The organism is Vibrio sp. Vb1166 (genome assembly GCF_033338695.1).
GTDB classification, from domain to species: Bacteria; Pseudomonadota; Gammaproteobacteria; order Enterobacterales; family Vibrionaceae; genus Vibrio; species Vibrio alginolyticus.
Window position 1 is genome coordinate 60,012 of record NZ_JAWOTE010000011.1, and the last position, 20,164, is coordinate 80,175.

21 protein-coding genes are annotated in these 20,164 nt (G+C 44.8%); 15 read left to right on the forward strand and 6 right to left on the reverse strand.

From position 1 onward, the window contains the following. Positions 1–13 precede the first annotated feature (13 nt). Together glnD and R7E51_RS12980 are read left to right on the forward strand one after the other, a co-directional pair. On the forward strand, positions 14–2,638 hold the full coding sequence (gene glnD / locus R7E51_RS12975; RefSeq protein WP_130545984.1) for a bifunctional uridylyltransferase/uridylyl-removing protein GlnD: 2,625 nt from the start codon (positions 14–16) through the stop codon (positions 2,636–2,638). Positions 2,639–2,780: 142 nt separating this feature from the next. Beyond that, on the forward strand, positions 2,781–3,164 hold the full coding sequence (locus tag R7E51_RS12980; RefSeq protein WP_005380322.1) for a DUF3461 family protein: 384 nt from the start codon (positions 2,781–2,783) through the stop codon (positions 3,162–3,164). 67 nt (positions 3,165–3,231) lie between these two features. On the opposite strand, the gene truC is transcribed toward R7E51_RS12980, so the two are convergent. Further along, positions 3,232–4,014 carry a tRNA pseudouridine(65) synthase TruC gene (gene truC / locus R7E51_RS12985; protein WP_017820755.1) on the reverse strand — a complete coding sequence of 261 codons (783 nt, stop codon included), beginning with the start codon at positions 4,012–4,014 and terminating at the stop codon, positions 3,232–3,234. A gap of 4 nt (positions 4,015–4,018) precedes the next feature. Next, the gene (locus tag R7E51_RS12990; RefSeq protein WP_005391784.1) at positions 4,019–4,333 is read right to left on the reverse strand and encodes a YqcC family protein; all 315 of its coding nucleotides are present in this window, start codon (positions 4,331–4,333) and stop codon (positions 4,019–4,021) included. Positions 4,334–4,409: 76 nt separating this feature from the next. Here R7E51_RS12990 and R7E51_RS12995 point away from each other — a divergent pair, with 76 nt between their 5' ends. Both R7E51_RS12995 and R7E51_RS13000 read left to right on the forward strand, forming a co-directional pair. Next, positions 4,410–5,447, forward strand: coding sequence for a DUF3549 family protein (locus R7E51_RS12995; RefSeq protein WP_017636035.1), 1,038 nt, complete (start codon positions 4,410–4,412; stop codon positions 5,445–5,447). A 13-nt stretch (positions 5,448–5,460) separates the two neighbouring features. After that, positions 5,461–5,760 carry a DUF3301 domain-containing protein gene (locus R7E51_RS13000; protein ID WP_005380315.1) on the forward strand — a complete coding sequence of 100 codons (300 nt, stop codon included), beginning with the start codon at positions 5,461–5,463 and terminating at the stop codon, positions 5,758–5,760. On the opposite strand, the gene R7E51_RS13005 is transcribed toward R7E51_RS13000, so the two are convergent. Beyond that, positions 5,720–6,205 (reverse strand): GNAT family N-acetyltransferase, encoded by a 486-nt coding sequence (locus tag R7E51_RS13005; protein ID WP_080996154.1) that lies wholly within the window; start codon positions 6,203–6,205, stop codon positions 5,720–5,722. The two genes, R7E51_RS13000 and R7E51_RS13005, sit on opposite strands and share 41 nt — an antisense overlap. Before the next feature lie 932 nt (positions 6,206–7,137). Here R7E51_RS13005 and R7E51_RS13010 point away from each other — a divergent pair. The 8 genes from R7E51_RS13010 to R7E51_RS13045 all read left to right on the forward strand — a co-directional run bounded on the left by R7E51_RS13010 (position 7,138) and on the right by R7E51_RS13045 (position 14,302). Then, positions 7,138–7,431, forward strand: a complete 294-nt coding sequence (locus R7E51_RS13010) for a hypothetical protein (protein ID WP_053306721.1) — start codon at positions 7,138–7,140, stop codon at positions 7,429–7,431. Beyond that, the gene (locus tag R7E51_RS13015) at positions 7,428–7,877 is read left to right on the forward strand and encodes a YaiI/YqxD family protein (protein ID WP_005380310.1); all 450 of its coding nucleotides are present in this window, start codon (positions 7,428–7,430) and stop codon (positions 7,875–7,877) included. Before R7E51_RS13010 ends, R7E51_RS13015 begins: the two co-directional genes overlap by 4 nt. Before the next feature lie 194 nt (positions 7,878–8,071). After that, positions 8,072–9,061: a ketoacyl-ACP synthase III gene (locus tag R7E51_RS13020; protein ID WP_196334424.1), complete on the forward strand. Its 990-nt coding sequence runs from the start codon at positions 8,072–8,074 to the stop codon at positions 9,059–9,061. After that, complete coding sequence (locus R7E51_RS13025; RefSeq protein WP_053306722.1) at positions 9,058–10,044, forward strand: NAD-dependent epimerase/dehydratase family protein; 987 nt, start codon at positions 9,058–9,060, stop codon at positions 10,042–10,044. The genes R7E51_RS13020 and R7E51_RS13025 overlap by 4 nt, the downstream gene beginning before the upstream one ends. After that, entirely contained in the window at positions 10,013–10,876 is an 864-nt protein-coding gene (locus R7E51_RS13030; RefSeq protein ID WP_053306723.1) for an MBL fold metallo-hydrolase, read from the forward strand. The genes R7E51_RS13025 and R7E51_RS13030 overlap by 32 nt, the downstream gene beginning before the upstream one ends. Further along, positions 10,864–12,132 (forward strand): F390 synthetase-related protein, encoded by a 1,269-nt coding sequence (locus tag R7E51_RS13035; RefSeq protein WP_439334138.1) that lies wholly within the window; start codon positions 10,864–10,866, stop codon positions 12,130–12,132. The genes R7E51_RS13030 and R7E51_RS13035 overlap by 13 nt, the downstream gene beginning before the upstream one ends. Then, positions 12,120–13,232, forward strand: coding sequence for an ATP-grasp domain-containing protein (locus tag R7E51_RS13040; protein WP_206957670.1), 1,113 nt, complete (start codon positions 12,120–12,122; stop codon positions 13,230–13,232). The genes R7E51_RS13035 and R7E51_RS13040 overlap by 13 nt, the downstream gene beginning before the upstream one ends. Beyond that, positions 13,229–14,302, forward strand: a complete 1,074-nt coding sequence (locus R7E51_RS13045; RefSeq protein ID WP_005380304.1) for a hypothetical protein — start codon at positions 13,229–13,231, stop codon at positions 14,300–14,302. The genes R7E51_RS13040 and R7E51_RS13045 overlap by 4 nt, the downstream gene beginning before the upstream one ends. A 106-nt stretch (positions 14,303–14,408) precedes the next feature. Here the strand turns inward: R7E51_RS13045 and R7E51_RS13050 are convergent, their stop codons facing one another. The 3 genes from R7E51_RS13050 to R7E51_RS13060 form a co-directional block, all read right to left on the reverse strand. Continuing rightward, positions 14,409–15,995 (reverse strand): AbgT family transporter, encoded by a 1,587-nt coding sequence (locus R7E51_RS13050; protein ID WP_005380301.1) that lies wholly within the window; start codon positions 15,993–15,995, stop codon positions 14,409–14,411. 229 nt (positions 15,996–16,224) lie between these two features. Then, positions 16,225–16,350 carry a type B 50S ribosomal protein L36 gene (ykgO, locus tag R7E51_RS13055; protein ID WP_005380299.1) on the reverse strand — a complete coding sequence of 42 codons (126 nt, stop codon included), beginning with the start codon at positions 16,348–16,350 and terminating at the stop codon, positions 16,225–16,227. 3 nt (positions 16,351–16,353) lie between these two features. Then, positions 16,354–16,614 carry a type B 50S ribosomal protein L31 gene (locus tag R7E51_RS13060; RefSeq protein ID WP_206957671.1) on the reverse strand — a complete coding sequence of 87 codons (261 nt, stop codon included), beginning with the start codon at positions 16,612–16,614 and terminating at the stop codon, positions 16,354–16,356. Positions 16,615–16,737: 123 nt separating this feature from the next. On the opposite strand from R7E51_RS13060, the gene tsaA reads away from it, so the two are divergent. The 3 genes from tsaA to R7E51_RS13075 all read left to right on the forward strand — a co-directional run bounded on the left by tsaA (position 16,738) and on the right by R7E51_RS13075 (position 20,108). Further along, positions 16,738–17,433, forward strand: a complete 696-nt coding sequence (gene tsaA / locus R7E51_RS13065) for a tRNA (N6-threonylcarbamoyladenosine(37)-N6)-methyltransferase TrmO (RefSeq protein ID WP_206957672.1) — start codon at positions 16,738–16,740, stop codon at positions 17,431–17,433. A 111-nt stretch (positions 17,434–17,544) separates the two neighbouring features. Next, the gene (locus R7E51_RS13070; protein ID WP_206957673.1) at positions 17,545–19,260 is read left to right on the forward strand and encodes a proline--tRNA ligase; all 1,716 of its coding nucleotides are present in this window, start codon (positions 17,545–17,547) and stop codon (positions 19,258–19,260) included. A gap of 179 nt (positions 19,261–19,439) precedes the next feature. Then, a complete protein-coding gene (locus tag R7E51_RS13075; protein WP_005380291.1) occupies positions 19,440–20,108 on the forward strand; it encodes a tellurite resistance TerB family protein in 669 nt (222 codons plus the stop codon). The last annotated feature ends 56 nt before the right edge of the window (positions 20,109–20,164 follow it).

The window sequence follows — 20,164 nt, forward strand, 5'->3', positions numbered from 1 at the left end:
ACGGATGGCAAATATGACACTTCAGTCCCCTCTTACCTTTTCCGATGAACAAATCAATATCGGTGAACTCAAACAAGAATTAGAGAAGCTTAGCTCTAATCAAAACCAAGAGTTTCTCAATCATCATCCGGTAACAAGCTTGGTTTTAGCCAGAGCTGAATATATGGATCTGCTTCTCAATCGTTTGTGGCAACATTTTGGTTTCAAGGATATTTACAACATTTCCCTAGTTGCCGTTGGTGGCTACGGACGAGGCGAGCTGCATCCGCTCTCCGATATCGATATTTTGATTCTGTCGAACAATAAACTGCCAACCGCGTTAGAAGCAAAAATCAGCGAATTCATTACGCTGTTGTGGGATTTAAAACTCGAGGTCGGACACGCTGTTCGCACCGTTACTGAATGTGCTGAAATTGGTAAAGCCGATCTAACGGTCGCGACAAACCTGCAAGAAGCGCGACTGCTGTGTGGAAGCGAGGACACCTTTCAGGCACTGAAGAAAGTCGTGTTATCAGACTCCTTCTGGCCAAGTGAGACGTTTTACCGCGCTAAAATTCAAGAGCAGCGCGAACGCCATGCGCGTTACCACGACACGACCTACAACTTAGAACCGGACATTAAATCAACCCCTGGCGGGCTACGCGATATTCATACATTAAGCTGGGTCGCTCGACGTCACTTTGGTGCGACTTCATTGTTGGAAATGAGCCGATACGGATTTTTAACTGACGCAGAATACCGAGAATTGGTTGAATGTCAGGACTTCCTTTGGCGAGTACGTTTCGCTCTGCACATGGAGCTTCGCCGCTATGACAACCGCTTGACCTTTGCTCATCAAGCACAAGTTGCGGAAAACCTAGGCTACGTCGGAGAAGGCAACCGAGGCGTAGAAATGATGATGAAAGAGTTCTACCGCACGCTTCGTCGTGTGGCAGAGCTCAATAAAATGCTACTCAAACTCTTTGACCAAGCGATCATTAATGGTGGGGCGACAGAAAGTGCCGAGATTCTCGATACGGACTTTCAACGTCGCGGTTCTTTAATTGAAGCGCGGAAACCCGCATTGTTCCAAGCTCGCCCAGAAACTATTCTGGATATGTTCTTACATATTGCTAACGACTCAACTATTGAAGGGGTGAGCCCACCAACGCTGCGTCAACTGCGCACCGCTCGCCGTCGGCTCAACAAGTTTTTGCACACTATTCCTGCTGCACGTGAAAAGTTCATGGCGTTATGTCGTCACCCTAATGCTCTGCACAAAGCATTCAGCCTCATGCACCGATTAGGGGTTATGGCGGCCTATTTACCGCAATGGAGTCAGATTGTTGGTCAAATGCAGTTTGACTTATTCCATGCCTACACAGTTGATGAACACAGTATTCGCTTACTTAAACACATCAACACTTTTAGTGACCCAGAAAATCATGCGAAGCACCCAATTTGCTGTGACGTCTACCCACGGATGCAAAAGAAAGAGCTGCTGATTATTGCCGCTATTTTCCATGACATCGGAAAAGGTCGTGGCGGCGATCACTCGATTATCGGTGAAGGAGAAGCGTACGACTTCTGCATTGAGCATGGCTTATCGAAGCCCGAGGCCAAACTTGTCGCTTGGTTGGTAAGACATCATCTATTAATGTCTGTCACCGCACAGCGCCGAGACATTTATGATCCCGATGTCATTACCGAATTTGCCAAAAAAGTCAGAGACGAAGAATCTCTCGATTATCTTGTATGCCTGACAGTTGCAGATATTTGTGCAACCAACCCAGAACTTTGGAATGCTTGGAAACGAACTTTACTTGCGGAGCTGTATTACTCCACACAACGTGCTTTACGCAGAGGGCTAGAGAATCCTGTCGATGTGCGTGAGAGAATTCGCCACAATCAACAAATGGCCTCCGCAATGCTGCGCAAAGAGGGGTTTGCAGCGCGCGAAATTGAAGTATTGTGGCAACGCTTCAAAGCTGACTACTTCCTTCGTCATACCCATACGCAAATCGCGTGGCACTGCGAACACTTACTTCGCATGGAAGATCCGACTAAGCCTTTGGTGTTGATCAGTAAAAAAGCCACTCGTGGCGGCACTGAGGTGTTTGTATATACGAAAGACCAGCCTGCTTTATTTGCGACGGTCGTGGCGGAGTTAGATAGGCGTAATTTTAATGTACACGACGCGCAAATCATGACCAGCAAAGATGGGCACGTGATTGATACCTTTATGGTACTCGATCAACATGGCGAAGCGATCGATGAGTCTCGTCACGCCGCGGTGATTAAACACCTCACTCATGTACTGGAGGCAGGCCGACCAACCAAGATTAAAACGCGCCGTACTCCGAACAAACTTCAGCACTTTAACGTGAAAACCAAAGTCGACTTCTTACCAACCAAAGGTAAAAAACACACTTTAATGGAGTTTGTCGCGCTAGACACACCTGGGCTGTTGGCCAAAGTAGGCCGTACTTTTGCTGATTTAAATATCAACCTTCACGGTGCCAAAATCACCACCATTGGTGAGCGAGCAGAAGACTTGTTTATTTTAACCAGTGATGCAGGGGGAAGATTAAGTGAAGAACAGCAAGATGAGCTAAGAGAGAGATTGATCGAAAAGTTATCTGATGAGGTCGCAGCTTAGATCAAACCTGCCAATCTTTTCGGTTCAGGGCGAGAGCGATCTTGCCCACAAGTTAAGCATTTTGGCTAAATATCAGCTATCTAGCTCATACATAGGCTGCTACAGTTATATCAATATCAATTCGATGTAATAGAGGTAGCCTATGTATCCCCACCTCACTGGTTTGGGTATTCACGACCCTAAGCAGATTGAACGTTATTCCCTACGCCAAGAAGCACACAAAGACGTACTCAAGATCTATTTCCACAAGCAAAAAGGCGAACTGTTCGCTAAAAGCGTTAAATTCAAATACCCGCGCCAAATCAAAAATGTTCTTGTGGACAGTGGCAGTCACAAATATAAAGAAGTAACGGAAATCAACCGTAACCTCACATTAGTCATTGATGAACTGAATAAAATCACTAAGCCAACGAAACAACCTGAGGTTGATGTAAAAGAGAAAATTCTTTCAGACCTTCGTCATTTAGAAAAAGTCGTTTCGAGCAAGATCGCAGAGATCGAAGCGGATCTTGAAAAACTAAAGTAAAACGTTAAGTCTTAAATATTAAAAAGGGTTAGCATTGATGCTAACCCTTTTTATTTGTACTCAATCATTATCTAGATCTAACTGCGCCGATTATCGGTTCATCCCACTCAAATCGAGTAAACAATTGCTGCCAAGTTTCATCAAGATTGGCCGTCATGACAATCTCTTGATCGGTAAATGGATGGACAAACCGTAACTCTGAAGCATGCAGTAGCAAACGATGAGAATCAAACTCTGTGCGATACAGCTTGTTGTGCTTTCCATCCCCGTGCGTTGTATCACCCACGATCGGATGGCGTAGATGTGCCATATGACGACGAAGTTGGTGCTTACGCCCCGTTTTAGGTTTCATCTCAACTAAGCAATAACGCGTTGTAGGAAATTTACCCGTCGAATAGGGAACCTCCACTTTAGCCAACGGCTTATATTCCGTCACCGCTTCTTGCGCTTCTTTTTCTTGTGAAGCGAACTTATCAGCAATCTTGTCTAACTCCACTTTGAGTGCGTAATCCAAGACGCCCTCTTCCTCAATCCAACCGCGTACTATCGCGTGGTATGTCTTTTCCATTTTATGTTCAGCAAACATCGGCATGACTTGTGATGCGACTTCACTCGACAAAGCAAACACGAGCACACCAGATGTTGGACGATCCAGACGATGCAATGGGAACACATGCTGACCAATTTGGTCGCGCAAAGTTTGCATGACAAATTGAGTTTCGTGTTTATCTAACCAACTGCGATGCACTAACATGCCGGCAGGCTTGTTGACCGCTACAAAATATTCATCCTGATAAACGATCTCCAGCTCAACTGGTTCTGAAGATCGCGCTATTTCTTGTTCTAGCATTCGTTTACTTACACAGTTCGTCAATGGTTCGGATTGTAACAAGCAGCTCTGCGAACTGCGGTTCCTGCTTCCACGCTTCTGAAAAATAGGGCTCGAGAGAAAACCCTCTTGGCAATGGTTGGTTGTTTTCCACTAGCACGTGCATTCTGTCTATAAAGATCCACTGCAACCACTCATGAGGATGCAATGTATCAATCGCAAATGGCTCCACGCTTTGTAAGGCTTGCTCTGAAGGCCTAGTGTGTTGCCACAACTTATGTTCTTTAAGCTGCGTTTCAAGTTGGTGAAGTAAGTCGACCAATTGAGTATTTGTTACCATTAATTCTATCTCGAACCTTGAATTAGCCGAGAATGATACCATTTCTTGTGAAAAGAACGTTAGGACGTCGTATTTAATGGAAAACATTCAAACCCTCACTCAACTGTTGAACAACAGCCGCTGTGATTATCAAATCTTCGATCTTGGTCGTCGTATCAAAACCATCGCTAAGAAAGAGTTTGCCGATGTAGAAAAAGGTCAAGCACCGTACCCATTCCCAATGCAGCGTAAAGCACACCTTGCCATCGCGTACTGGAATGAACAAAAGCAACCTTGGATTTGGTTTCTAAAGTTTGAATTGGACGAGCGCGGTTTGTTAAAGCAATCAGATATCGGCAATTTCATTAAATACGTAGTGGAAGCCATGGGAACACGCCTCAATGGTGATATCTCTGAAGAGCAACAGCAAAAGCTGTCTAATAACCCATATACGTTCAAACCTTCCGAAGACAAAATGGCCGTGTTTCATAGCCAGGTCCGCGCGAACCTCGATCTTCCTACCAGCCAATATTATGAGCACACTCAGCATTACTTTTCAGGTGGTTTAGGCTGGGATAATTGGCAAACCGTAGGTCTGCAAGGGATCACCGACATGGCCGCTCGTTTGGACAAAGAGCAAAACGGGGTAATGATACGCAAAGCGTTGAACCACCTACCAAATGAGCCACTTTATGCCCTATTAGGTGCGCTTGAGCATGTAGAGCTTCAAGAGCGTTTAGCAGAACGTATCGCGGAAAAGGCACAGCAAGAAATCGCAAGTAGCGAACCTGATCTCTTCCTACTTTCAGCACTTATCCGAGCCCTTGCTGGTGCGCCAACAGAAGTCGCCTCTCCAGTATTAGATGCGATATTGCATAGCCCTCGTTTAAGCCATCAGGAGGTATTGATTGGTGTGGCGGGTCGCGCTTGGCACTTACTCGCCAATGAAAAGGTAGCAGAACAGTTTTTGCTGCGTTTAGCTCAAACCGGTAATCAAGCCCTATTTAATCAGTTATTTGCCGATTTAGTGATGCTGCCAGAGTTAAGAATGGTGTTATTGCCTTTGCTGCATTCAAACCCATCAGAGGAACTAGCAAATGCGCTAGTAAGCTTACAACAAGCAACAAAAAGCTAAGAAAGGTTCAGGAATGATTGGTGATCTTTTAGCAATTTTAGGGCTCTGCTTTTTCTGTTACCTGTTTTGGCAACAGCGTCGCCAAGCCGAACTCGCAAAAGCGGCCATCACGCGTAAATGTGAGCAATTGGATCTCCAATTAATCAGCATCGCCTTTGGTGCCCATAAACTAAAAACGCCAGACGGAGTCTGGCGTTGGCATACGGTGTATCAATTTGAGTTTTCATCTCTTGGTGACGATTGCTACCAAGGAGAGTTAACCATGGTCGGTTTCAGGCCGCAGAACTTTCACCTACCACCGCATCGCTTGTAAATTCCATTTCAAAGTAAGGACCATATACATCCTTACTTTCTTTTGTTTTAACAAATCCCAGCTTTTTCAGTACCGCCATAGAAGCTTGATGATTGCTATTCACGTTAGCTTTCACCTTATTCAAGCCCAACTCCCGGTACGCTTTGGGGAAAAATGCTTTTAGTGCTTCTGTTGCTAACCCTTTACCCCAATATGATTTATCAAAAATAAACCCTAATTCAGGTTCGGAATCGAGATTAGCAATGAACACGTGCCCCATATAGTCACGACTGGTGCTCTCTAGCACTGCCATACTATAAATGTTCTCATCATCCAGTATTTTCTCAAACATCTGTTTGGCAGACGCAACTGTATACGGACCATTCAATTCAGCACGGTTTTTCGCACAGCAATTCAGCATGACGAATTCTAGTTGCAACGACTCATTGTAGGGTAGAAGAAGCATTCTTCTGGTTACTATGGCCACATCTGTTCCTTGATTACAACAAACTTAATCTATCCGCAGATCACAAACTCGATGAGCTGAACATGCTCAATGATTGCGGGCATAACACCTTGTAGAGAAGCCGAAAGTTAAACCAACTGGTTGGAAAGGATATTGATCTGAGTTGTTTTTTATTAAGTGTTATTAGGAATTTATATATTTTGTGATATTGATATCCCCAAGTAACATCGAGATGCTTAATTCAATGAGAACACTGGATATCGTTTTTATATAAGAAAGACCCCGACACATAAGTATCGGGGTCATGGTCTTACTCGCAGCAGTCCGGCTACTAAAAGTGCTCCATGCATCATCCATAATAGTGGCTGATTCCGTCAGCTTATTCCTTACGTCGCCGTCCTAGCGGTGTCCTTATCATCCTGACTGCTAACATTCCTCGTTAGCACACGTCACTTGTTCCTTGAGCGGTGTCCCTTGCATCTTCCTGATGCTGTCCATAACCTCAATCCTAGAGGGGTCCATTGTCTATCCTTAGTCATCAACATCCTATTGATGATCGTATCCTTACAATGTCCTACGCTCCATGCTTGATTAATCATCCTGACCAACCAAATCGTCTTCCTGACGATAACCAAATCCTTGGTGCTTTCCTGTTCCATGTCTGCTTCCTGCTGACAACTCTCAATTTACGCCTTTTCCAAAAATAGACAATCTATCCAAGATAAATATTTGGCTCTCACATTGGTTAACAAGTTGTTAAATCATTATTTATCAGAAACTTAAGCTCTTCAGCTTCTCTTTTTCCGCTTACGAAATCGTTTTCTCTCACAACCTATGTAAGAGATCTCTCACACTACACTCTCCAAAATGCCATTCGCCAAATCAGCGCACTCAACGTATGATGATAGATATATCGTTGTTAAGGATTAAAAATGTTAACTCAAGACGTTACTAAAGAATTAGAAGCGGCAATGGAACAGTTGCAACAACAAGGAAAAGAGCCAACCGTAGCGTTAGTGAAAGCACGATTGAAAACGCCAGTTCCAATGCCAGCGTTAATCACCGCAATAAAAAGTTGGAAGAGTGCTCAACGCGTACCCAAGGTTGAAATCGCAGCACAGCACCACACCGATAATGATCGTCTTGAAGCCCTAGAACGCACCGTAAAAATGCTAGTCATTCGTATTGAAGAGTTAGAAGCGAAACTCAGTGAGAAATCATCATGAAGTTATGGGTAGATGCAGACGCGTGTCCGAAAGTTATTCGCGAAACCATTGTGCGTGCCGCCGAGCGTACAGGGATTGAATGTACGTTTGTCGCTAACCACGTTGTCCCTGTGCCGAAAAGAGACAACATCCACTCGCTACAAGTCCCTGCGGGATTTGACATCGCAGACAACGAAATCGTCAAGCGTGTAGAAGCCAACGATTTGGTGATCACGTCAGATATTCCGCTTGCAGATGAGGTTATCTCTAAAGGCGCTCAAGCCCTCAGTTCTCGTGGTGAGCTCTATACAAAAGACACCATCAAAGCTCGCCTAAATATCCGCGACTTTATGGAAACCATGCGTTCAAGCGGAATTCAGACTGGTGGGCCCGCCGCGCTTTCTCAAACCGATCGACGCGAATTTGCAAACCATTTGGATCGTATTTTGGCGAAATTTAAGAAGTAACCCTCACTCTATTCAAATTGAGCCAGCAAATCAAAGCCTGGCTCATTCCTGAAAATTCATTCTCAGCATTGCACCCAAAGCGTGCTCTTACTCCCATTTGTTTTGTTCTGTTTGTTTTTCATCTCGCTCGCCATAGCTTCAATATGCAACGTGGTTTATTTTGAACGACGTTTTTAATAAGTGTATAGAGAATAATGGGCTTTAACATCGTTTCCAGTGGAAGCTACCTGCCAACGAATCAATGGTCTGATCGAGAGATGGATCGCTTCCTAAAATTAGCGCCAGGGACCTGCCGAAATAAATTCGACGTTGAATATCGTCATGTAGCCAATACAAAAGAGACCGCTATTTACATGGCAATGCAGGCAATAGAGCAGTGTTTAGGAAACACACATACCTTAAGCTCCGTTGATCTTCTTATCTACGCTAGCGGCACACACCACCAGTCTCTACCCTACGACGCCTCAGCGGTTCTCGCCGCGTTAGACGCTCCAACATGGCTAGAAAGCTTTGATTTGAACAGCACCTGTTTATCCTTTCTCTCTGCGCTTGATCTTGCTCAGAGTCTATTCTTAGCAAAACGGTACCGTCGGATTCTTATTGTCACCAGCGAACTCGCCACTGGCATCACACTGAATCGAAATTTTACGCTCAAACCAGAAGTTGCAACCTTATTCGCGGACGGTGCCGCCGCATTTTTGCTCGAAGAACACGACGATGATGGATTGCTCACCAGTCACTTTGAAACGCATCATACCGGGTATTCATTTTGTCAAATTAAGGGCGGAGGTAGTCATATCAACCCGCATACCTCCGAGCATCAAGCCTATTTAAAAAGTTGCCAGTTTGAAATGGAGGGCAAAGCACTCTTTAAACATGTGCGTAAAGCCTTACCAGCGTTTCTAAAAAAAGGGTTTGACGCCTCTCCGGTAACACTCAGCGATATTGATTATTTTCTTCCTCATCAAGCCAGCGCGCATGGATTAAAAAAACTGCCTTCACTCACCGGGCTACCAACAGAGAAAACCGTTAATCACTTTTCGACTTTGGGAAACCAAGTCGCCGCCTCACTCCCAATTAACTTACACTGGCTGCGTAATCAGCCAGAAACCGCAGGAAAACATGTGTTATTAGCTGGCACCGCCGCAGGGTTGTCACTAGGGATGGGAGTGCTAAAACTATGAAGATATTGGTCACTGGTGGCAGCGGGATGTTGGGTAGCGCAATTCTGAGAATGTTTCACCAGCAGCATGAACTGCATTTTACAGCACGAAACACAGTCATCGCTAAACAACTCGCCGAGCAATTCGATGTTATCCCACATATAGTCGATTTAAGAGACCACTCAGCAGTTCATGCGGTATGCCAAGGTATGGATGCAATCATCCATTGTGCCGCTCTCTCAAGCCCATGGGGAAAGTGGCAGGCGTTTTATCAAGCCAATGTAGATGCCACCAAAAACCTCGTCAATGCGGCTAATACGCATCAAATCTCGCGTTTTATCCATATTTCGTCCACCAGCGTCTACTTTGACCATCAAGACCGTTGGAATATTAGAGAAACCGACGCCATAGCTTCATACTGGTGTAATGATTACGCACACACAAAATATCTATCAGAAATTGAAGCCGTAAAAGGTCGAAGTAAAGCGATCATTTTAAGACCGCGTGGCATTTTTGGACCCAATGATCGCGCGATTATCCCAAGAGTGCTTAAGGCGATAAAAAACAACACTCTGCTTCTGCCATCGGGTAGAAATCCTGTGGTTGATCTGACCTATGTCGACAACGTTGCCCATGCAGCGATGCTCGCTTGCACTCAGGCAGACCGACTTCAGCATGGTGATGTGTTCAACATTTCCAACAACGAACCAATGCCAATTGAGACTGTTCTGCAAGCTTTATGTGAGGGGTTAAACCTAAAAGTAACGTTACAATCATTACCATACGGTGTGGTATCACCATTATTAAAGCTCAGTGAGCAAATACGAAGGCACTTACCACATCAGCCAGAACCAAGGCTCACCTCATACAGCGCAGGATTGTTTAACTATCATCAAACTCTGGATATCAGCAAGGCTAAACAAACACTGAATTACCAACCGCTTTTTTCAATTCAAGAAGGAATACAGCAGTATGCAAACTGGTCTAAAAATAAAAATCTTTGAGGCTGGACACTGCGTACACCCAGGCTTTGTTGTCAAACCAGGTTCTGGTATCAAGCCTAGAGCATTTCCGGCAGCCGTTGCGTTAATTCAGCACCCAACACAAGGCAACATCCTGTTTGACACGGGATATCACGAGCATTTTTTTAGCGCGACTCGCCCCTTCCCTGAACGTTTTTATGCTTGGACAACACCTTGTCGCTATAAAAAAGAACACGGAATTGTTGCGCAGTTAGCAAAAGAAAGTCTCAAACCTCATGATATTGAACACTTAGTACTCTCCCACTTCCATGCTGATCACATTGCTGCCGTGTCTGAGTTTTCCCACTCTCAATTGCATTGCCAACAAAAAGGGGTGGATGCAATTACTAAAAGTGGTCGAATTGGAGGCGTAAGAAAAGGATACCTAAAAGCTCTACTTCCTCCACAACTTGAATCTAACTTATTCATTCATAGTGATTTTTCTGTACCAATCAGCCAAATTCTTCCTCAGTGCCAAGGTGTTAATTTGCTCTGTAAAGACATGTTCGACGATGGATTTATTTATATGGTTAGCTTGCCAGGCCATGCAGCTGGCCAAGTGGGCTTGCTGGTTAAAAGAGACCAAGGTTGGCTATTCTTACTCGCCGATGCATGCTGGTTAATCGAGAGCTTGAGTGAAAATATTGATCAGCATTGGCTGGCGAACATGCTTTGCGATGACACAAAGGCCTATAAAAACACCCTCTCCGAGTTGAGAAGTTGCTACCAACAAACCCACCACTTTGTTCGCTTCGTGCCTTCACATTGTCAGGAAACTATCCAGCAGCTAATCAAAGAAGGGTGGATGAAGTGATAACGCTTATCTCAGAATTCTGGCGAACCCGCTACCGCCCTTTCGGTTCAAGGGAACAAGTCGAAGCGTGGCAGCAACAACATTTAACGCAGCACCTGGATTGGGTATGCTGTCATTCACCGTATTACCGCTCACTTCAAGGTGCAGCACTTAGTGATTTCCCTATCATGAATAAGCAAACCATGATGGAGAACCTCTCGGAGTTGAATACTAAAGGCTTAGATGCTGAACAGCTAATGCAACAAGCACTCGACGCAGAACAGTCACGCAACTTCGCCGCTTCGAAAGTTGGCGATGTTACTGTTGGGCTTTCCTCGGGCACATCAGGCATGCGCGGGTTGTTTCTTGCTGACAAACAGGAAACGCAACTATGGGCTGGCAATATATTGGCTCGCCTGTTGCCCAATCTATGGCAAAAACACCGAATTGCGCTAGCCTTGCGCGCCAACAGCCCACTGTATAAATCCGTCGCGAAAGGGCCTGTAACATTTTTTTATGCCGATTTAACCAAACCTTACCAAGAATGGATAAAAGAGCTGGATGAGTTCCAACCCACGCTTTTGGTTGGTAGTGCGCAAGCTCTTCAGCTCTGCGCCCAGTTCAGCGGTCAATTTGGTCAACCCGCAATTCAACCACAGCGGATCATTTCTGGTGCAGAAGTCCTAACTGAGAGTGACCGTCACTTTATTTCTCAACGGTTCGACAGCGAACTCCATGAAGTCTATCAATGTACTGAAGGTTTTCTTGCATGTACTGATCAGCATGGACAAATGCGCTGGAATCAGGATGTTGTTTACATCGAAAAACATTGGCTGAATACCGAACGTACTCATTACAGCCCAATTATCACCGATTTTCGTCGTAAAACTCAGCCCATTATTCGTTATCAGCTCGACGATATTATTGAGAATAAACAGGATAATGGCGTATTTGAACCTCTTGGCGCGATTGCCGGACGATGTGGTGATCGCCTCACGCTAAACGCAAACCACGTCCCAGTGACGGTGTTACCAGATCTCATCTACCGCGCTATAACACTATCTGCCAAAGGTCGCGTGGATTACCGAATCACCCAAACAGGGTCACAAGCCATTCAAATTGAAGCGGATGTTCACCACCATCGGGTTATACACCAAGCCTTGATAAAGTTGTTTGACCAATTGCGGCTTGATCCTGTCAGATTTAGTTACCGCCCTGCGCCTATTTGGACGCCAATGAATAAACAACGACGTGTGGTGAACATATGCGGGTCTTAATCACCGGAGCCCGAGCACCAGTTGCACTAGAGTGGGCAACCATGTGTATGCATCATGGGCATGAAGTAATTCTCACCGATTCGCTAAAAAAGCCTCTGGGATCGTTTTTGCGAGGTATCGAGTCTTATATACCCACCGCTTCACCTCGATTTGCGTTTCCCAACTATCAACAGCAGATCCTAAAAATCATTACTCAGATGCGTATTGATATGGTGATACCCACTTGTGAAGAAGTGTATTACTTGGCTCATGTTGCCAAACAATGCCCAGAAGTAGATTTTTTTCTGCCCAATGTGGGACTACTCAATGCCCTGCACAACAAGTTGACCGTCTTTGAACAGCTTCAAGGTTTGCCAGAAATCACACTTCCAAAAACTCGTTTGGTCGCTGATAAAAGTGAGATTGAAATTAATAAGAGAACCGTTCTAAAGCCCGTTTACTCTCGGTTTGGCGGGCAAGTCATAAGAGATGTGACGACTCAGTCTATTTCTGCCGCCACGATATCGCCCCTTTACCCTTGGGTTCAGCAACAAAAAATCCATGGGACTCCGGTGTGTAACTATGCCATTTTTGAACATGGTGACCTTAAAGCACACCAAGCTTATGTGCCGAAATACTGTGTAAACGGCTCGGCCGCCAGTGCTTTTCAGCCGATCTCGTGCGAACGACTAGATAGATTTATCGCAGCTTTTGGTAAACGTCATACTTATCGTGGGCAAGTGTCGTTTGACTTCATCAAATCACAAGATGAGCTCTACGTGATTGAATGTAACCCAAGAGCCACCAGTGGTTTGCACCTACTCTCGTCTCGATGCAACCAACGGCTTCCTAATATGGAGTTTACCAGTCCTTCCGAGCAGCGATTGCATCATTTAGGTCCAATAACACTCATCGCGGAAGGTGGATTATCCCTATTTAAGGCTCGAACTTGGCAAGATTGGTGGTCTGGAGTAAATGTAATGCAACAGCATAACTTGCCGGTAGGGAGCCAAATCCAGAGTGTGTTTGAATTACTCCGGTTGGCTAGGCAGAACAAGACGAAGTGGAGCGACGCTTCTACCGTTGATATTGAGTGGAATGGAGAGGCATTGAACTCATGACGCTTTCCTCTCAAGAATGGCATCAAACCTTTATCATTCTTATGCAGTCAAATCCTATTGATGAATGCACCGCAAGCTTTGGTTGCTACTATATCGATGACGTTGCCATTCCCTACTCCGTAACACCAAAAATACCAAACAACTGTTATGCCGTGTCCCCTATGACACTGCTTAGTGGCTACGCCGAAGAAGAGCTTCACAAAGTCAAAAATATGGCTGTTCGATGGGTATGTAAGCGACTTATTAATATGACTAAGCCAGTCTTATCATTGGCTGGATTGGATCAAGTCCAAACGCTCAACAATCAGTGCTTGTCCACCAATATGTATAACGAACAATGGAAATCCTTAAATCTCGATGAACTGCGTCGCGTCGCACTCGATAAACATCCCACCTTTCCCTTGGTGCTTCGCTCCCTCAACCAGCGTCAACAATCACGCTTTATTCAGCGATTAGAGCAGCAGCAATGGCAAAGCTTGGTAACACGACAAGTGTATTTACTTGATGATTGGCAAGCGTTCAGCTTCAACCGAGATTTAACGAAAGACTTCAAACTGCTTAATGATAAAGATTGGCAGTTTAGGCCACTGACCACTGATGAAGAGTTTCAGCGTGCCAAAGAGTTATATGACATGCTTTACCTTGATAAATACAGCCTCAATAACATACAGTTTTCAACCCAATATTTAAAACAGGCGAGCCAGAACAAATTAGTACAGTTAGTGGGACTGTTTTATCAAGAAGAGATGCTGGCTACGTTAGGCATTGTAGAAATTGATAATGATATGACTTGCCCAATTTTTGGCTACGATACCAATAAGCCACAACGCCTCGCATTGTATCGTCGAATATCGGCCTATACCATCCGCCACGCAATGATATTCCAGCGTCGCTTTAATATGAGCTCAGGTGCTCCGGCTTTTAAACGCAACAGAAAAGCCCGGCCAGAAATTGAATTTAGCTATGTTTATATTGCGCACTTACCTTGGTACAAACGCATAATTTGGAAAAGCTTATGCTGGCTCACTCAGCACTTTTATCGCCCTTTGTTGATGCGTTTTCAGCTATAAACCGACATCTATAATCAGGTAAGCCTGCGTACACAGTCTCAATCGATAAAAAAGCCTGCGACGTTCGCAGGCTTTTTATAATGGAGCTGTGTGAGGTAACCGTTTTCTACGGTGTGTAGTATGTTGCTGCGCCAGGGCCTACTGGTAAACCAAATACGAATACCCATAGGTAGAACAGCACACTCCAACCTACAATGAAGCAGATTGAGTAAGGTAGCATGGTCGCGATCAGCGTACCGATACCTAAGTTCTTCATGTAACGAGTCGCTACGGCAAGAATCAAACCAAAGTAGCTCATCATTGGAGTAATGATGTTTGTCGTCGAGTCACCAATTCGGTAAGCAGCCTGAATCGTTTCCGGTGCATAACCAACAAGCATCAACATAGGAACAAAAATCGGAGCCGTTACTGCCCACTGTGCCGATGCCGAACCAATCATTAGGTTGATAAATCCACACATCAGGATGAAGGCAAAGAACAACATTGGGCCAGTTAAGCCAATTTCTTGCAGGAAGCTAGCGCCAGCAACCGCGAATACCTGACCGAAGTTAGTCCATTTAAAGAAAGCAACGAACTGAGCCGCAAAGAAAACTAATACAATGTACATGCCCATAGAAGACATAGATTTCGCCATTGCATCAATTACATCGCGATCCGTCTTCATCGTGCCAACAACTTTACCAAACACAAAGCCTGGAATAGCAAAGAACACAAAGATGAATGCCACGATACTTTTCAGGAATGGTGAACCTGCAATTGTACCTGCATCAGAACGTAGAATGCCGTCTTCTGGAACAACCGTCCAAGCAAGCAGCGCTGAAACAACCAGTACAGCAACACCTGCTAGTTTTAGGCCTTTCTTCTCAATGTCTGTTAAGCCACCCATTTTGTCGTTCGACAAATCTTCTGAGGCTTCTTCTTCACTGTATTTGCCAAGCTTTGGCTCAACAATTTTTTCAGTAACAAACGCACCTGTGATTGCAATGAAGAATGTCGACACAAACATGAAGTACCAGTTAACTTCTGGACCAACAGTGTAAGTTGGGTCAATCATTTGCGCCGCCGTTTCAGTAATGCCTGACAACAGCGGGTCAACCGTACCAATAAGTAGGTTTGCTGAGTAACCACCAGATACACCAGCGAACGCCGCAGCAAGACCGGCAAGTGGGTGACGACCTAAAGAATGGAACAGCATTGCAGCCAGTGGAATAAGTACCACATAGCCAAGCTCTGATGCCGTATTTGAAATGATACCCGCGAAAACGACCGTCACTGTTACCATGCGTTGTGATGCACCCATGACTAAGCCACGCATTGCTGCAGATAGCAAGCCTGAGTATTCAGCAATAGCAACACCCAACATCGCAACCAATACCGTACCCAAAGGTGCAAAGCCGACAAAGTTTTTCACTAGATTGGTAACGATTAGTTCAAGGCCATCAGCGTTAAGCAAGCTAACGACATGAATCATGCCATCCGCGGCACGACCTTTTGCACCCTCAGGACGAGGATCAACTACGGAAACTTCGAAGTATCCTGCAATACCCGACATCACCAGAATGGCTAAACAGAAAATGGCAAATAGTGTGATCGGGTGGGGTAATAAGTTCCCCAAATATTCGACAGTATCCAAAAAGCGCGTAAACAGCGGCTTCTTAGGCGAGTTTTGCTTAATTGAATCAGATGAACTCATCTGTTCCCTCCTTGTTTTTATTCCTATGCAAATGTGACAAAAATGTCAAAAAGCGTGCGAAGGGTACTTGAGTAGAAGGTCAAATAAAAGCCCTAAATGTTACAAACTGTGACGAACGGAGGAATTTATAACCAACATTGAATAAAAATGTAGATATTTCATCCATGTAAGATAATTAACTCAACATTATCAATTAAACAAAACCATAAGTTAGATATATGCAGGCTGATTACTTTTGCACAGCTTTGAATCTCGGGTTCGTTTTACAAATGACATAAAGACGCCCTCTCCGTTTTACAATCTGGCAATCCGGATGACGACTTTTTGCACTTTTTAATGATTTTACTACCTTCATGATTTATTCCTTTTCGCTCTTAAATTGACCAAAACGACGGTTGAAGTTCGCAATGCGACCTTCGGTTTGTACAACGCGCTGTTTACCGGTGTAGTACGGGTGAGAAGCTGACGACACATCTAACGTAAAGTAAGGGTAAGTTTTGCCATCTTTCCATTCGATGGTTCTCTCCGTTTTCAACGTAGAACCAACGACAAAGTACTTATCTGCACTGGTGTCGTGGAACACCACAGGACGATATTCAGGGTGGATTCCTGGTTTCATAATACTTTTCCTTTCAATTAAATTGTTATGTTATAACATTTTAATTAATAATCATTATCAACAAGAAAAGCAAGAGAAATTTGTGATACTTTTCATCTCAATGAATTCTTAGAGATGTCCACCATGTATTCCATCGAACCCATCGGCGTCATTGAGACACCGTACAAAGAAAAGTTTGCAGTTCCGCGCCAACCACGCTTAGTACCAGAGGCTAAAGCACGCGTAAAACTGTTAGGTGCAGCAAATAGCCCTGAAGCAGTGCGTGGGCTAGAACAGTTCTCTCACGTTTGGTTGTTGTTTCTATTTGATCAGAATCTGGAAGCTGGTTGGAAACCAACTGTACGTCCGCCACGATTAGGCGGCAATGAACGAATTGGTGTCTTTGCCTCGCGCTCGACTTTCCGTCCAAACGGAATCGGAATGTCAGCCGTTGAAGTGAAAGGAGTCACTAAGCAAGGCGATCATATCTATCTTGATTTAGGCAGTGTAGATCTCGTGGATGGGACACCGATTGTGGATATTAAGCCTTATATCCCCTATTCGGATTCTATTTCGGAAGCACAAGGCGGATACGCAGACCAAGAGCCAGAAAAGTCACAAGTCACCTTTTCTGCTCAAGCATTAGCAACGATAGAAAATCGATCCGATACTGACTATGTAAGATCAGTCATTGAACAAGTTCTGGCACAAGATCCTCGCCCTGCATATAAGAAAAACAAGCCGGACGACAAAGAATATGCGGTAAATTTGTTCGACTTGAACGTAAAGTTCACAGCAACAAGCAACTTAATAACGGTTACCGCTATTGAAAGCTTTTGACAAACGCAATTGGCTGATATTATAGACGGCTAACAAATTTCCCTTTCGGGAACTCCCATACTCCTGCTTATTCAAGCTTGAGTATCTAACTTAAATAAACGGATAAATTTAATGCGTACCAGTAATTATCTTCTTTCTACTCTGAAGGAGACTCCAAACGACGCAGAAGTAGTGAGCCACCAGCTCATGCTACGTGCAGGTATGATCCGTAAGCTGGCTTCAGGTTTATACACCTGGCTACCTACTGGTCTACGTGTACTGCGTAAAGTCGAAAACATCGTTCGTCAAGAAATCGACAATGCAGGCGCAGTCGAAACTTTGATGCCCGTTGTTCAGCCGTTTGAACTATGGGAAGAGACAGGCCGCAGCGAAAAGATGGGCCCTGAGCTACTTCGCTTTACTGACCGTCATGTTCGTCCGTTTGTACTTAGCCCAACCGCTGAAGAAGTGATCACTAGCCTTGTTCGCAATGAAGTGAGCTCTTACAAACAGCTTCCGCTAAACCTGTACCAAATCCAAACTAAATTTCGTGACGAACGACGCCCACGTTTTGGCGTAATGCGTTCACGTGAATTCTCAATGATGGATGCATACAGCTTTGACATTGATAAAGACGGACTACAAAAGTCATACGACGCAATGCACGATGCTTACTGTAAAGCATTCGATCGCATGGGTCTGGATTACCGTCCTGTACTTGCAGATAGCGGTGCTATCGGTGGTAGCGGCTCTCAAGAGTTCCACGTACTGGCTGAAAGCGGCGAAGATATCATCGCATTTTCTAGCGAGTCAGATTACGCGGCAAACATTGAAAAAGCAGAAGCACTAGCTCCAGCCTCTGAGGCTGCGGCACCAACACAAGAAATGACGTTGGTTGATACGCCAAACGCGAAAACAATCGCTGAATTGGTTGAGCAGTTCGAACTACCAATTGAAAAAACAGTGAAAACACTGTTTGTGAAAGCATCTGACGAAGTTGATGCGCCAATCATCGCGCTTATTATTCGTGGTGATCATGAACTGAACGAAGTGAAAGCAGAAACCCTTCCTCAGGTTGCAGCTCCACTGGAAATGGCATCTGAAGAAGAAATTCGTGCGCTTATCGGTGCAGGCCCTGGTTCACTAGGCCCTGTTGGCCTTAAACTGCCGTTCATTGTTGACCGCAGCGTTGCGGTAATGAGCGACTTCGGTGCGGGCGCGAACATCGATGGCAAACACTACTTCGGTATTAACTGGGGTCGTGATGTAGAGCTTGGCCAAGTTGAAGACCTACGTAACGTTGTGGAAGGTGACCCAAGCCCATGTGGCAAGGGCATTATCCAGCTTAAGCGTGGTATCGAAGTTGGCCATATCTTCCAACTAGGTAACGCTTACTCCGCAGCGATGAACTGTGGTGTACTGGGTCCTGATGGTAAGAACGTCATCCTAGAAATGGGTTGTTACGGTATCGGTATCACTCGCGTAGTAGCGGCTGCTATTGAACAAAACCACGACAAATACGGCATCATCTGGCCAGATGCAATCGCACCATTCCAGGTAGCGATCGTTCCAATGAACATGCACAAGTCAGAAGAAGTGAAAGAAGCCGCTGAGAAATTGTACGCTGAGCTAACGGCAATGGGCATCGAAGTGCTATTTGACGACCGAAAAGAACGCCCAGGCGTAATGTTCTCTGACATGGAGCTTATTGGTGTACCGCATACCATTATTATCGGTGACCGCTCAATGAAAGAAGGCAACTTCGAATACAAGAACCGTGCTACTGGTGAGAAAACAGCAGTCGCAATGACTGACATTGTTGAGCACGTAAAAGCTCAACTAAAGTAAGCACTCGACGAGTTCGCATTTGAAGTAGTTTCAAATAGTTAAAAAGGGTTGGCTTCGGTCAGCCCTTTTTTATTACAGCTCAACGCCCTCCCTCGACCTTTTTCGAACTATTCACTTTGTTAATCTTTGGTTCAGCTTCTTGCTATTAAACTGATTTCATCATCTAAAGGAGGTCAGTTATGGATTTAAAAAGTCTTCTAAACCAAGCACTCAAATCAGACTTACTTAAGCAAGGTGCAGATGCATTGGGCAAACAAACCAACAACATCAAATCCTCATCAAATTCAAGTAGCCTAAAAACGCTAGGAGCAGGTGCTGTAGGCGGAGGCCTCATCGGTATGCTGATGGGCTCAAAGAAAAGTAAAAAAATGACTAAAAAAATAGGGTCAAGCGCATTAAAAGTCGGTGGCGCAGCTGCGCTTGGAGCCTTGGCCTACAAAGTGTATAACGACTGGCAAGCCAAGCAATCCGGTCAAGGTGTTCAAGAAACCTTTGACCCCGATGACAGTAAACACAGTGTCTTAATTTTAAAAGCAATGATTGGAGCTGCAAAAGCTGATGGTCACGTTGATGAAGAGGAAATGGCGCGCATTGAACAAGCTCTCGCGGATATGGGCGCAGATGAGCACGTTCGTCACCTCGTTCAGCAAGAGTTAAACAAACCGCTTGATCCTGCTGAAATTGCTAATCAGGCGACCTCTCCTCAACAAGCGTCAGAAATTTACCTGGCGTCTTTGATCGTCGCTGATGAACAAAACTTTATGGAAAAAGCGTATCTGCAAGAACTAGCGAAACAACTTCAACTTTCACCAGAAGTCACTCAGCAGTTAGAAGCACAAATGCAGTGATTAAATCTCGCTCAAGCAAACCTTCAACTTGAGCCAAAACAACTCTGTACTTTGAG